13 protein-coding genes are annotated in these 12,326 nt (G+C 76.3%); 7 read left to right on the top strand and 6 right to left on the bottom strand.

Annotated features, from left to right (window positions below; genetic code table 11):
• Nucleotides 1-221 precede the first annotated feature (221 nt).
• From WDV85_RS06100 to WDV85_RS06080, 5 genes are all read right to left on the bottom strand, one after another.
• The gene (locus WDV85_RS06100) at nucleotides 222-668 is read right to left on the bottom strand and encodes a hypothetical protein (RefSeq protein WP_339569794.1); all 447 of its coding nucleotides are present in this window, start codon (nucleotides 666-668) and stop codon (nucleotides 222-224) included.
• 80 nt (nucleotides 669-748) lie between these two features.
• Nucleotides 749-1,240, bottom strand: coding sequence for a flagellar export chaperone FliS (gene fliS / locus WDV85_RS06095; RefSeq protein ID WP_339569793.1), 492 nt, complete (start codon nucleotides 1,238-1,240; stop codon nucleotides 749-751).
• A 100-nt stretch (nucleotides 1,241-1,340) separates the two neighbouring features.
• Complete coding sequence (gene fliD / locus WDV85_RS06090; protein WP_339569792.1) at nucleotides 1,341-2,708, bottom strand: flagellar filament capping protein FliD; 1,368 nt, start codon at nucleotides 2,706-2,708, stop codon at nucleotides 1,341-1,343.
• Nucleotides 2,709-3,011: 303 nt separating this feature from the next.
• On the bottom strand, nucleotides 3,012-3,845 hold the full coding sequence (locus WDV85_RS06085; protein WP_339569791.1) for a flagellin N-terminal helical domain-containing protein: 834 nt from the start codon (nucleotides 3,843-3,845) through the stop codon (nucleotides 3,012-3,014).
• Between the two features lie 150 nt (nucleotides 3,846-3,995).
• Entirely contained in the window at nucleotides 3,996-5,069 is a 1,074-nt protein-coding gene (locus WDV85_RS06080) for a sigma-70 family RNA polymerase sigma factor (protein ID WP_339570199.1), read from the bottom strand.
• A 235-nt stretch (nucleotides 5,070-5,304) separates the two neighbouring features.
• Here WDV85_RS06080 and flgN point away from each other — a divergent pair, with 235 nt between their 5' ends.
• From flgN to WDV85_RS06045, 7 genes are all read left to right on the top strand, one after another.
• Nucleotides 5,305-5,823, top strand: a complete 519-nt coding sequence (gene flgN / locus WDV85_RS06075; RefSeq protein ID WP_171203144.1) for a flagellar export chaperone FlgN — start codon at nucleotides 5,305-5,307, stop codon at nucleotides 5,821-5,823.
• A 157-nt stretch (nucleotides 5,824-5,980) separates the two neighbouring features.
• The gene (flgK, locus tag WDV85_RS06070; protein WP_339569790.1) at nucleotides 5,981-7,351 is read left to right on the top strand and encodes a flagellar hook-associated protein FlgK; all 1,371 of its coding nucleotides are present in this window, start codon (nucleotides 5,981-5,983) and stop codon (nucleotides 7,349-7,351) included.
• A complete protein-coding gene (locus WDV85_RS06065) occupies nucleotides 7,348-8,292 on the top strand; it encodes a flagellin N-terminal helical domain-containing protein (protein ID WP_339569789.1) in 945 nt (314 codons plus the stop codon). The genes flgK and WDV85_RS06065 overlap by 4 nt, the downstream gene beginning before the upstream one ends.
• Nucleotides 8,289-8,699 (top strand): flagellar assembly protein FliW, encoded by a 411-nt coding sequence (gene fliW, locus WDV85_RS06060; protein WP_339569788.1) that lies wholly within the window; start codon nucleotides 8,289-8,291, stop codon nucleotides 8,697-8,699. The genes WDV85_RS06065 and fliW overlap by 4 nt, the downstream gene beginning before the upstream one ends.
• A 153-nt stretch (nucleotides 8,700-8,852) precedes the next feature.
• On the top strand, nucleotides 8,853-9,494 hold the full coding sequence (locus WDV85_RS06055) for a sugar O-acetyltransferase (RefSeq protein ID WP_339569787.1): 642 nt from the start codon (nucleotides 8,853-8,855) through the stop codon (nucleotides 9,492-9,494).
• Nucleotides 9,491-10,180 carry a TetR/AcrR family transcriptional regulator gene (locus tag WDV85_RS06050; RefSeq protein WP_339569786.1) on the top strand — a complete coding sequence of 230 codons (690 nt, stop codon included), beginning with the start codon at nucleotides 9,491-9,493 and terminating at the stop codon, nucleotides 10,178-10,180. Before WDV85_RS06055 ends, WDV85_RS06050 begins: the two co-directional genes overlap by 4 nt.
• Nucleotides 10,177-11,514, top strand: coding sequence for an MFS transporter (locus tag WDV85_RS06045; RefSeq protein WP_339569785.1), 1,338 nt, complete (start codon nucleotides 10,177-10,179; stop codon nucleotides 11,512-11,514). The genes WDV85_RS06050 and WDV85_RS06045 overlap by 4 nt, the downstream gene beginning before the upstream one ends.
• Here WDV85_RS06045 and WDV85_RS06040 read toward each other — a convergent pair.
• Nucleotides 11,487-12,161, bottom strand: coding sequence for a methyltransferase domain-containing protein (locus WDV85_RS06040; RefSeq protein ID WP_339569784.1), 675 nt, complete (start codon nucleotides 12,159-12,161; stop codon nucleotides 11,487-11,489). The genes WDV85_RS06045 and WDV85_RS06040 overlap by 28 nt on opposite strands.
• Nucleotides 12,162-12,326 lie beyond the last annotated feature (165 nt).

Here is a 12,326-nt window from a genome sequence, read left to right as displayed (position 1 = left end):
TGTGGCCATGTCGCCCTAGGGCCGCCCCACGGAGGGCGATGTGTGGCCATGTCGCCCCCGCAGAGCCGCCCGGAGGGGCGACATGGCCACACGTCGCCTCCAGGGGGGCGGCGGCAGGGGACGACGTCGGGTCCCGGGAGGGGACGACGACGCGACGACGCCCCGCGGCTCGTCGTCGAGCGCGGGGCGGTGGCGTCGGCCGTGGAGGCCGTGCGCGAGAGCTAGAGGGCGACGTCGAGGTAGAGCGCCTGCTCGCCGTCGCGGCGGGTCTCGCGGGCGTCGGCGAGGGCGTCGACGGCGCGGGCCTGGCGCCGGTTGAGGACGATGGCGCGCCCGAGGGCCTCGGCGGTGCGCGCCTGGCGCTCGGCGAGGGCGCGGGCGCGGTCGGCCAGGGGCGCGGGCAGGGGGCCGAGCCCGACGGGCGGCGCCCAGGGGCGGCGCGGGGTCGCCGGCGGGGCCTCGGCCTGGTGGTGCAGCCGGGCGAGGAGGTCCTCGGCGGCGGCGACCTCGAGCTCGAGCTCGCCCAGCGCCGCCTCCCACCGCGCGCGGAAGGCCCGCCCGCGGTCGTCGTCCCCGACGGGCGCGGGGGCGTCGACGACCGGCGCGCGGTCGCCGTCGCGCCGCGGCGCCGGGCGCCCGTCCGAGCGGCCGTCCCGGGGCGCGGGCACGGCGGCGCGACGCTCCTGCTGCCGCGCCCGCAGCGCGGGGAGGAGCCCCCCGCGCCGGCTGCTCGTGTCCGCCACCGGGGTCAGGCGCTGACCGAGAGGAGGCCGCCGGTGCCGGCGGTGACGCTCGCCGCCCCGGTGCGCTGGGAGGGCAGGACGGGGGTGGCGTGGCCCGCCGGAGCGGACTGCTGGGCCACGGTCTGGGCGGCCTGGTGCCACGCGTCGCGCAGCGGCTCGACGAGGCCCCGGCAGGCGGCCGTGCGGGCGACGTCGCCGGTGATGTTCGCCTCGACGAGCTCGGAGGCGAGGAAGGTGTAGAGCCCGGCGAGGCCGGCGGCGCCGGCCCACCCGGAGGCGCCCGAGGTGTCGAGCGAGCTGTGGAGCTCGGTGACGACGTCCTGGGCGTGCTGCAGCTGGGCGTTCGCCGTGGCGCGGTCGCCCGCGGCCTGGGCGCGCTCGGCGCGGGACAGGTCGAGCACGAGCCGGTCGTAGAGCATCGTCAGCAGCTTGGCCGGCGACGCGGTGGCGACGGCGTCGGCGAGGAAGCGGGCGCGCGCGGCGGCGGGGTTGTGCACGGGTGGTCCCTCTCGTCGTGGTGCGGTCGGGGCAGCGCCGCCGTGGTGGCGGCACCTCCGGGGGGCGCGACGACCGGCCGATGTCGGTCGTGGCCGTCGCTCAGCCGTACGTCGGCAGACCGGCGATCTGGCTGGAGAGGTAGGAGGACTGCGACTTGAGTCCGGACAGCACCGTCTCGAGGGACGCGAACTGCCGCTCCAGCGTGGTGCGCCGCAGCTCGAGCCGGGTGTCCCAGCGCTCGACCTGGTCGTTGAGGTCGGTGACCGTGCTGCGACGCCCGGTGATCGCGGTGGTGAAGGTGCCGCTGACCGGGTCGCTCGCCCGGTCGGCCACGGCTCTGACCCTCTCCGCCAGGCCGGAGACGAGCGCCTCGGCGCGCGCGGGGTCCTTGGCCATGAGGTCGTCGAACGCGGCCTGGTCGAAGACGAGGGTCCCGTCACGGGTCAGCTGGACACCCGCCGGGGCCACCGAGTCCGACGAGCCCGAGACCGCCGACAGCAGGTCCTGGATCGTCGACCGCACGACGGCGTCGCCGGCGAGCGCTCCTGAGACGCCCTTGGTGCCGCCGGACCCGGGGGTCGAGGAGCTCTGCGAGCGGAGCTCGGCGAGAGCGGTGTTCACCGTCTCGACCAGCGCCTTGGCGGCGGCCGACCCGGCGCTGGTGTCCTTCGCGACGGTGACGGTGACCACCTCACCGTTGACGGCGGTCGGGCGGATGGAGGCTCCCGGCAGGAGGTCGTCGAAGGACCCCGTCGCCGAGGTGAGCAGGAAGCCGCCTCCGAGGTCGATCTCGGCGTCCCGGCCCTGCACGAGCAGGACCTCCTCGCCGAGCGCCTCCTCCATCCCCGTGATCTGGAACTCGCCCGCGGCACCCGGCGTGGAGCTGGAGACCTGCAGCCGGAACTCCCCGGGGGAGACCTGCAGCACCGTGGCGCGCATCCCGAGCGAGGCGTCGCCGTTGATGGCGGCCGCCACGTCGCTGACCGTGCCGTTGCCCCCGACGAGCAGGCGGACGGCGTCGGTGCCGGCCGCGGGGAACTCGATCGAGACCTCGAACGGGGGGCCCGCGACCACGGTCTGGTCGGCAGCGGCGGGAGCGCCCGTGACGACGGAGTGGTTCGTCGCGAGCTGGTTGACCGAGAAGCTGACCGACCCCGGACGGGCGTCTGCGGAGGCCCTCGCCGTCGCCGTGACGGCCGTGGAGGACGACGTCGCCGTCGTCGCGGTCCACGCCGCCCCGGGCGAGGTCACGCCGAGGGAGGTCGACGGGAGGAGCTTGGCCGCCGCGGCGGTGATGGAGCTGAACCGCGTGTTGATGGACTGCAGGGCGGTGATCTGCTTCTCCACCGCGGTGGCGCGGTTCTTCAGCGCGGTCTGCGACTGCGACTCCACCGCCATGAGCTGACTGATGATGGTCGTCGTGTCGAGCCCGCTCGACAGGCCCCCGATCGACAGCCCTCCGGCCATGGCAGTGCTCCTCGCGTCCGTGCGTCGGTTGAGCCCCGCGGCCTCGTGCCGGCGGAGCGCTGACGTCTGGTGCATCGGCCCTCATGAGCCCCACCTGAGCCGCCTGACCACCTCGCCACCCGTCCNTGGTGGCTCCCCCTCCTCATCGGCCCCCACGACGGGGACTTGAGGGGACTGCGGGCCGCTGACCCGACCGGGTGGCGACCTGGACGCGGCAGCGGCGGGCCGGTCCCCGTGGGGTCCGGCCCGCCGCTGGCGTGCTGGTGGTGCCGTGGTGCTGGGTGCGGGCGGTGCCCGCGCTGGTCAGCGGAGCAGGGACAGGACGCCCTGGCCCATCTGGTTGGCCTGGGCCAGCATCGCGGTGCCGGCCTGGGACAGGATCTGGGACTTCGTGAAGCTGACCATCTCCGAGGCCATGTCGGTGTCGCGGATGCGGCTCTCCGACGCGGTGAGGTTCTCGATCGAGACGTTGAGGTTCTTGATCGTGGACTCGAAGCGGTTCTGGACCGCACCCAGGTTCGCGCGGGCCGTGGAGATCGTCTCGATCTGCGTGTCGATCGTCCCGATCGCCGCCTGCGCACCCGCAGCGTCGCTGAAGTCGAGGCCGCCGAGCGCGGTCGCGACACCGGTGACGCTCGCCGAGGACAGGTCGACGACGATCGCGTTGACGGTCGCGTCCGAGTTGGCGCCCACCTGGAAGTTGACCGAGGTGGCCGTGCCGTCGAGCAGGTTGGTGCCGTTGAAGGACGTCGACTTGCCGATCCGGTCGAGCTCGGCAACGAGCTGCTTGGCCTCGGTGTCGATGTTGGTGCGGGCCTTGTCGGAGTTGGTGTCGTTGGCGGCCTGGACCGACAGGTCGCGCAGGCGCTGAAGCATCGAGTGGGTCGTGCCCAGCGCGCCCTCGGCGGTCTGGACCATCGAGATGCCGTCCTGGGCGTTGCGGGCGGCGACCTTGAGGCCGCCGACCTGGCTGCGCAGGCCCTCGGAGATCGCCAGGCCGGCCGCGTCGTCCGCCGCGCGGTTGATGCGGAGGCCGCTGGACAGCTTCTCGAGGGAGCTGCTCACCGAGTTCTGCGTGACCGAGAGGTTCCGGTAGGCGTTGAACGCGGCGACGTTGTTGTTGATCTGGAAACCCATGACTGGAGTCCTCTTCCGTGAGGTGGAGCAGGTGGTGGTCGGAGAGCCCCCGTCCGTGGTGGCTCCCCCTCCTCATCGGCCCCCACGACGGGGACTTGAGGGGACTGCGGGCCGCTGACCCGACCGGGTGACGACCGAGCGCGCGGCGGGTCAGGCCAGCAGGGCCTGGCGCGTCACCCACGGCGCCGGCCGCACGGTCTGGCGCTGCGCGGGCACGGCGGCGGCCGCCGCCACGGCGGCCGCGGTGGCCGTGCGTGCGGGCGCCGCAGCGCGGGAGGCCAGCTCCTCGCGGGCCTGCGCGGAGCGGGCGGCGCTGCCGACGCCCGCGGCGGCGGCGTGCAGGGCGACGTCGGCGTAGAAGGCCTCGCGGCGACGGGCCGCGACGCCCGCGGGGGCCTCGGCCGGGCGCTGGGGCTCGAGCACGGCCTCCATGCCGGCGCGCAGGAGGCCGAGCGCCTCGGTGCGCAGCTGGCTCACGCGCGACTCCGTGACGCCGAGCTCCTCGGCCACCTCGGCCAGCGGGCGCTGCTCGAGGAAGGTGCCGACGACGACGCGCCGCAACCGCTCCGGCAGCGCGGCGACGCCGGCGCCCATGACGCGCATCCGCTCGGCGCGCAGCGCCAGCTCCTCGGGACCGGGCCGCTCGTCGGCCAGTCCCTCGGCCCACGTGCGGGCGAGCGCCTCGCCGCCGTCGCCCGAGCCCGCGACCGGGGCGTCGAGGCTGGAGACGGTGACGCCGGACTCGGCCCGGCGACGGTCGACCTCGGCGGTGCCGACGCCCATGGCCCCCGCGAGCTCCTCGCGGGTGGGGCGGCGGCCGAGGGTGGCGGTGAGGGAGTCCTCGACGCCGTGCATCTCCCGGCCGCGCGAGCGGACGCCGCGGCTCACGAGGTCCATGACCCGCAGCTCGTCGAGCACGGCCCCGCGGATGCGGGTGCTCGCGTACCGCGTGAAGGGGACACCGGTCTCCTCGTCGTACCCGCGCGCGGCCTGCAGCAGCCCGGCGGCGCCGGCGCCGGCGAGGTCGCCGGAGTCGACGTGCGCGGGGAGGCGCATGGCCACCTCCCGGACCACGTGGCCGACGAGGGGCAGGTGTGCGGTGACGAGCGCCTCGACGGCGGCCGCGTCACGGCGGGAGGAGCGGGGAGAGGCGCTGCGGGGAGCGGTCGCGGCGCGCGCGGTGCGCGGGGCGGCGGGCTCGGCCGTGCGCTGCGTCGGGATCATCACGCTGCAGTCCTCGTCCCGGCGGCTGAGGGCCTTGAGCCCGGACGGGTCACGGCGTCGGCGCGGACCACCCGGTCGGACGCACCCTCCCCGCTCCCAGCGGCCCCGGACCGCTCAGCCGTCGCAGCGGACCGCCGATGGGCGCACCGGACCACCTGCCGGCCGCCCGGCCGCCGCAGGAGCAGGACGCCCCCCGGACCACCACCCGGGGAGGACCACCGAGGAGAGGACCGTCATGGGCCTGGCAGAGCTGTCGAACGTGCTGTGGCGGGAGCGGGAGGTGCTCGAGCTCCTGCTCTTCAAGCTGGAGGAGGAGCAGCTCGTGCTCTCCAGCGGGCGCACGCGCTGGCTCGCCCACGCCACCCGCGAGGTGGAGGTCGTCCTCGACCAGGTCCGCGCCGCCGAGCTCGAGCGCGCCGTGCACGTGCAGGCGGTGGCCGCCGAGGTCGGCGTCGACGCCGGCGCCGGCCTGCGCCAGCTCGCCGAGGCCGTCGACGCCCCCTGGGACGAGGTCCTCGGGGCGCACCGCGACGCCTTCCTCGTCCTCACGAGCGAGATCAGCGCCACCGCGGCGGCCAACCGCGACGTCCTCGCCTCCGGGCGCCGGGCGCTCGACGAGGCCATGGCCTCCCTCGGCGAGGTCGGCCCGGGCGCCCCCGTCGTCCCCGTGCAGACCTACGGGCCGCGCGGCGGGCACCGCTCCGGCGCGGCCGACGCGGGCTCCCGCGCGCGGCTCGTCGACGAGGCGCTCTGACCTCTCTCCCCCGCGGATCTCCTCCCGCGGAGAGCCTCAGCACCACGCCCGTTGCGCCGATGGAGCGACGACGGAGGAGGGCCCCGCGCCCGCCCCGCCACCCGGACCCAGTCCCGGGTTCCGACCGACGACGACCCACACCGATGCGGAGACCACGATGAGCACCTTCCAGGGCCTGTCCGTCGCCCTGAGCTCGCTGCAGTCCCAGCGGCGCGCGATGGACGTCGCCGGCCAGAACATCGCCAACGCGGCCACCCCCGGGTACACCCGCCAGCGCGCGGACCTCGTCTCGCAGGCGGGACCGGTCAACCCGATCTCCAACGTGCGCGGCTGGACCACCGGCAACGGTGTGGCCGTCGCGGACATCACCCGGCTCACCGACCGCCTGGCCTCCAGCCGCGTCGAGATCACCACGGCCGACGCCGCTCTGGCCAGCACCCGCTCCGGCGTGCTCGACGCCGTCCAGGCCGGCTTCAACGAGCCCGGCGACACGGGCCTGCAGCACAAGCTCGGGCAGATGTGGACGGCCTGGTCGGCCCTCGGCGACCAGGACCCCCTGGGCACCGGCGGCGCCGCCGCCCGCGTCACCGTCGCCGGCCGCAGCGAGGAGGTCGCCGCGACGCTCCGCGAGGGTGCGGCCCAGACCGCCGCCACGTGGGGCGACGTGCGGGCCGAGCTCGGCACGCTGGAGACCTCGGTCAACAGCATCGCGACGTCCGTGGCCGACTACAACCGCCTCATCACCATCACCGAGACGACGGGCGCCACCGCGCACGAGCTCGCCGACCAGCGCGACCAGCTCGTCCGCCAGCTCTCCCAGCTCGTCGGCGCCACGAGCCGGCCCCGCCCCGACGGCGGCGTCGACGTCCTCGTCGGTGGCGAGGCCCTCGTCAGCGGCGCCGTCGCGCGCCAGGTCGCCGTCGCCGGACCGCTCGCCATGAGCGGCGCCGCGACCGGCCCGACGACCGTCACCTTCGCCGACACCGGCGCGACCGCCGCCGTCGGCGGGGCCGCCGCCGCGCTCACCGAGGCCCTGACGACGACCATCCCCGGCGTCATGGCCGGCTACGACCGGGTCGCCCAGTCCGTCGCGACCCGCGTCAACGCCGCCCACGGCGACCCCGCGGTCTTCACCGCGGCCGACGGCGGACCCCTCACGGCGGCGAACGTCACCGCCTCGATCGCCCCGAGCGACGTCCGCGCCGGGAGGGGCGGCCGCGGCGTCGAGGTCGCGGACGCCGTCGCCGCCCTGGCGGAGGACCCCTCGGGGCCGGACGGCCAGTGGCGCACCTTCGTCATCGGCGTCGCGGGCGCCGCCTCGGCCGCCGAGGTCCGCGCCACGGCGACGCAGACCAACAGCGACGCCGCCCGGGGGGCGCTCGTCGCGTCCACCGCCGTCGACGTCGACAGCGAGATGGTCGACCTGCTCACGTACCAGCGCGCCTACGAAGGAGCTGCCCGCGTGCTCACCACCGTGGACCAGATGCTCGACACGCTCATCAACCGCACCGGCGTGGTCGGACGATGAGTCCGGTCAGCGGCATCTCCGCCAGCCTGTCCAGCGCCGGCGGCGTCGGCGGCCGCTCCACCCTGCTCGGTGGCGGCGCCTCGGCGCTGGCCGGCATCTCGACGGCCGCGGCCCGCCTGGCCCGCTCCACCGACGAGGTCTCGAGCGGCCGCGCCATCCACAAGCCCTCGGACGACGTCGTCGGCACCGACAAGGCCCTCGAGCTGCGCCGGGCCCTCGCGGCCGAGGACCGCTACGCGCGGTCCGGGTCCGACGCCACCGCGTGGCTCGGGACGACCGACGGCGCGCTCCAGCAGGGCATCGCCGTCCTGCAGCGCGTGCGCGACCTCACCGTGCAGGCCGGCTCCGACGCCAACTCCGCGACCTCACGGTCGGCCCTGGCGACCGAGGTCCGCGGGCTGCGGGACGACGTGCTCTCGATCGCCAACACGACCTACCTCGGCCGGCCGGTCTTCGGCGGCACGACGGGCGAGCCCCGCGCCTTCACCGAGTCCGGCGGCGTCGTCTCGCCGGCGACGGACACCGGCTCCGGGTCGGTCGTGCGCGGCCTCGCCCCCGGCACGAGCATCCGCGTGGACACCTCGGGCACCGCGGCCTTCGGCGCCGGCGACGACTCCGTCTTCGCCGTCCTCGACCGCGTGGCGACCGCCATGACGACCGGCTCCGCCGAGTCCTCCGCCGCGCTCGCCGACCTCGACGCAGCCCTGGGCCGCATGACGACGGCCCTCACGGACGTCGGCACCCGCATGTCCCGCGTGGACTCGCTGCGCTCGCGCGGCGAGGACCGCGTGCTCTCCCTCACCTCGGCGAAGGCCGACGTCGAGGAGGTCGACCTCGCCAAGTCGCTCATGGAGCTGTCGATGCACGAGAAGGCCTACCAGGCCGCCCTCGGCGCGGCCGCCCGGACGTCGACGCCCACGCTCCTAGACTTCCTCCGGTGAGCGCTGCGACGACGCCCCCGCCCGCCCTGCCCGAGGTGCGCTTCGTCGCGCCGCTCCCCGGCCTCGAGCAGCTCACCCGCTTCGCGCTCGTGCGCCTCGACGACACGGGGACCCTGTACTCCCTGCAGTCGCTCGAGGCCGACGACGTGCGCCTCGTCGTCCTCGCCCCCGGCGCCTGGTTCCCCGACTACGCGCCGGAGGTCGAGGAGGACGACGTCGAGGGCCTCGGCCTCGAGACGGCCGACGACGCGCTCCTGCTCGTCGTCATCACGCCGGGGGCGTCGCTCGCCGCCAGCACGGCCAACCTCCTGGCGCCGATCGTCGTGCACGCCGGCACGGGCCTCGCCGCCCAGGTGCTCCTCCCCCGCGGCGAGCACCCGCTGCGCGCGCCGCTCGTCGCCGCCTGACCCGCACCACCTCGGGCCCCGTAGCCCCACGGCCTCCGGGGCCCTCCTGCGCGGACTTCGTAGCCCTTCTCCGGGCGGGACGGCGCCAGGCGCGGGGTTCGTAGCCCTTCTCGGCCGACCTGCGCACGTCACCGCGTATGTACGCTCGTCCACATGAGCGAGTCCGCGCCGCCCCCGTCCGCCGACCGGCCGGGCGACCCGCTCGCCGGCGACCCGCGGTCCATGGCGCAGCGGATGCGCGACGGCGACTGGTACCGCGCCGTCGACGACCCCGAGATCACCGAGGCCGCCCACCGCGGCATCGAGCTGGCCGAGGCCTACAACGCGACGAGCTCGCGCCAGGAGACGCTGCGCGCCGAGCTGCTGCACCGCCTGCTCGGCGCCGTCGGCGAGGGGACGGCGATCCGCCCTCCCCTGCACGTGGACTACGGCGCCAACCTGCGCTTCGGCGCGCGCTGCTTCGCCAACTTCGGGCTGACGGCCCTCGACGTCGCCGCCATCACGATCGGCGACGACGTCCAGATCGGCCCGCACGTCCAGCTCCTCACGCCGACGCACCCGCTCGACCCCGAGCTGCGGCGGGCCGGCTGGGAGGCCGCGGAGCCGATCACCGTCGAGGACGGCGTGTGGCTGGGCGGCGGCGTCGTCGTCTGCCCCGGCGTCACCATCGGCGCCGGCACGGTCGTGGGCGCCGGCTCCGTCGTCACGCGCGACCTGCCGCCCCGCGTCCTCGCCGTCGGCAGCCCCGCCCGCGTCGTCCGCTCCCTCGACGACGACGCCGGGCGGTCCGCGTGAGCGCGTCGCCCACGCCGGGGGCCGCCCCCCGCTCGCCGAGGCCGCGGCGCACCGACCCTCACCGCCGCGAGCGCATCGTCGCGGCGGCGCTCGAGGTCCTCGCCGAGCACGGCGTCGCCGGCACCACGCACCGGCGGGTCGCGGCGGCGGCCGACGTCCCCCTCGGGTCGACGACCTACCACTTCGCCTCGCTGGCCGACCTGCGCGCCGCCGCGTACCGCGCGCTCTCGGAGCGGGTCTCGCAGCAGTACGAGGCCGCGCTGGCCGGCGCGCGCACACCGGCGCAGCTCGTCGACGCCGTCACCGACCTCGTCATGGGCGACGCCGGCGCGGGCGCGGCCGACTGGTCGGTCACCTACGAGCTGTACCTCGAGGCGCTCAAGGACCCGGCGCTGCGCGAGGTCACCGAGGGCTGGATGGCCGCGAGCCGCCGCGTCCTCGAGCGGGTCGTCGACCCGGCGACGGCGCGCGGGCTCGACGCCCTCGTCGAGGGCCTCGTCATGCACCGCCTCCTGTCCACCGCCCCCATGGGCCGCGACGTCGTCCGCGAGGCGGTGCGCCGCGCCGTCGGCGCGCGTCCCGACGACCGCGCACCGGGCACGGCCGCCTCCGGCGGCGGCGCCACCGCACCGACAGCGACTCCCCCCGAGACACCGACCGGCCGAGACGGAGACCCCCGCACGTGAGCACCGCCACCCCTCTCGCCGCCCCGGTCGTCAGCCGGGCGGTCGGCGCGACCTACGTCGCCTTCATCGGCTCGGGCTTCGCCTTCGCCAGCTGGGCCTCGCGCATCCCCCAGGTGCGCGACCGGCTCGACCTGTCGACCGCCGCGCTGGGCCTCGTGCTCCTCGCCATCGCCGCCGGCTCCGTCCTCGCGCTCCCGGCCTCCGGCCCCGTCATCGCCCGCATCGGCTCGCGGCGCATGGTCGCCGTCACGGCCGTGCTGCTCGGGTCGGCGCTCGTCGTCGCCTCGGGCGGCGTCCTGGCGGGGGCGCTGCCCCTGCTCGTCCTCGGGCTCTTCCTCCTCGGGCTGGCGAACGGCGCCTGGGACGTCGCCATGAACGTGCACGGCGCTGTCGTCGAGCGCCTCGTCGGGCGCACGATCATGACGCGCTTCCACGCCGGCTTCAGCGTCGGCACGGTGGCCGGGGCGCTGCTCGGCACGCTGCTCGTGCACCTCGACGTGCCGGTGCCGTGGCACCTCGCCGTCGTCGGCGTCGTCGTGGCCGTCGCCGTCCCCCTCGGGTCCCGGGCCTTCGTCCCCGACGACAGCGCGGCCGACCTCGACCCGATGGACGACGGCCCGGTGGGTGGTGGGCCGGCACAGGACGAGCCGGTCGACGGGTCCCCCGCCGACGCCGCCGCCTCGCTCGCGGCCGGCCCGGAGCCCACGGCGTCCCCCGCGGCGGCGCCCGCGGTCGCCCCGCGCGGCGCGTTCGCGTCCTGGACCGAGCCGCGGACGCTCCTCATCGGCGTCTTCGTGCTCGCCTTCGCCTTCGCCGAGGGCACGGCCAACGACTGGATCGCCGTGGCCGTCATCGACGGCTACGGCGCGGACGCCGCCCTGGGCACGCTGACCTTCGCCGTCTTCCTCACAGCCATGACGGTGGGCCGCTGGTACGGCCCCGACCTGCTCGACCGCTTCGGGCGGGTGGCGACCATCCGCGTCATGGCGTCGGTCTCCCTCGTCGGCCTGCTGCTCTTCATCTTCTCGCCGAGCCTCCCGCTCGCCCTCGTCGGCGCCCTCCTCTGGGGCGGCGGCATCGCCCTCGGCTTCCCGCTCGGCATGAGCGCCGCCGCCGACGACCCGGCCCTGGCGCCGGGGCGGGTCAGCGTCGTCGCCTCGATCGGGTACGTCGCGTTCCTCGCCGGGCCGCCGCTCATCGGCCTGCTCGGGGAGGCGGCCGGGGTGCTGCGGGCGGTGTCCGTCGTCGCCGTCCTGCTCGCGCTGGCGCTGCTCGTGTCCGGCTCGGTGCGCCCGCTCGAGCGCTCTCAGACCCGGCGCGCGACGACGGCGTAGAGCGGGTCACCGCGGTAGGTGCCGCCGCGCTCGGGCCCCGGAGGCGTGCGCAGGGAGACCTCGGGCTCGGAGAAGCCGCCGGCTCGGCGCAGGTACTCCGCGACGAGCGCGCAGCGGCCGTCGTCGTCCGTGGCGAGCCAGCCGTGGACGGCCTTCGTGGGGAAGCAGCGGTTCGAGAAGGTGAGGACGACGAGGCCGCCCGCCCGCAGCGCCCGCGCCGCGTCGGCGAGCACCTCGACGGGGCGCACGAGGTAGTCCACCGACACGCAGCACAGGACGGCGTCGACGGACGCGTCGTCGAGGGGCAGCCGCGGGTCCATGTTGAGGTCGTGGACGACGCGGCGGGTCGCCATCGGGTTGGCGTCGAGCTCGGCGGCGTTCATGCCGAGGACGACGAGCTCCTCGGGCGCGCGGCGCAGGTGCGAGACCCACGACGACATGAGGTCGAGCACGACCCGGGGGCGCCCGTCCGGGCTCGGCGACGACCCGTCGACGCCGAGCTCGGCGTAGAGGTCGCCCACCGCGGCGATCGCGGCGTCGTCGATGTGCGTGACGAGCCGCTGCGGCCCGTAGAACCGGCTGTCGGGCGAGGGGTCGTCGCGCTCGAAGAACCACGCGGGGAAGGGCTCGGGCGCCGGCGTCGTCACCGGAGCAGCGTCACCCGGGCCGGGCCGAGCAGCACGTCCGGGCGCCGAGGGACCCGGACCGCAGGGGCGCGCGGACTTCGAGGGCCGACACGCCACAACGCGCCCACCGGCGCGGACTTCGAGGGCTGGCACGCCGGGCGCCGGCCCTCGAAGTCCGCGCTCGCC

It is taken from the genome of Pseudokineococcus sp. 5B2Z-1, from assembly GCF_037482305.1.
Taxonomy (GTDB): domain Bacteria; phylum Actinomycetota; class Actinomycetes; order Actinomycetales; family Quadrisphaeraceae; genus Pseudokineococcus.
This window is presented reverse-complemented; position numbering and strand designations above follow the sequence as displayed.

Bases quoted from the DNA above. Each gene is read 5' to 3' on its own strand.
- WDV85_RS06080 (WP_339570199.1), bottom strand. From the start codon at position 5,069: ATGATCCCGACGCAGCGCACGGCCGAGCCCGCCGCCCCGCGCACCGCG.
- WDV85_RS06085 (WP_339569791.1), bottom strand. From the start codon at position 3,845: ATGGGTTTCCAGATCAACAACAACGTCGCCGCGTTCAACGCCTACCGG.
- flgN (WP_171203144.1), top strand. From the start codon at position 5,305: ATGGGCCTGGCAGAGCTGTCGAACGTGCTGTGGCGGGAGCGGGAGGTG.
- WDV85_RS06055 (WP_339569787.1), top strand. From the start codon at position 8,853: ATGAGCGAGTCCGCGCCGCCCCCGTCCGCCGACCGGCCGGGCGACCCG.
- fliD (WP_339569792.1), bottom strand. From the start codon at position 2,708: ATGGCCGGAGGGCTGTCGATCGGGGGCCTGTCGAGCGGGCTCGACACG.
- WDV85_RS06065 (WP_339569789.1), top strand. From the start codon at position 7,348: ATGAGTCCGGTCAGCGGCATCTCCGCCAGCCTGTCCAGCGCCGGCGGC.
- flgK (WP_339569790.1), top strand. From the start codon at position 5,981: ATGAGCACCTTCCAGGGCCTGTCCGTCGCCCTGAGCTCGCTGCAGTCC.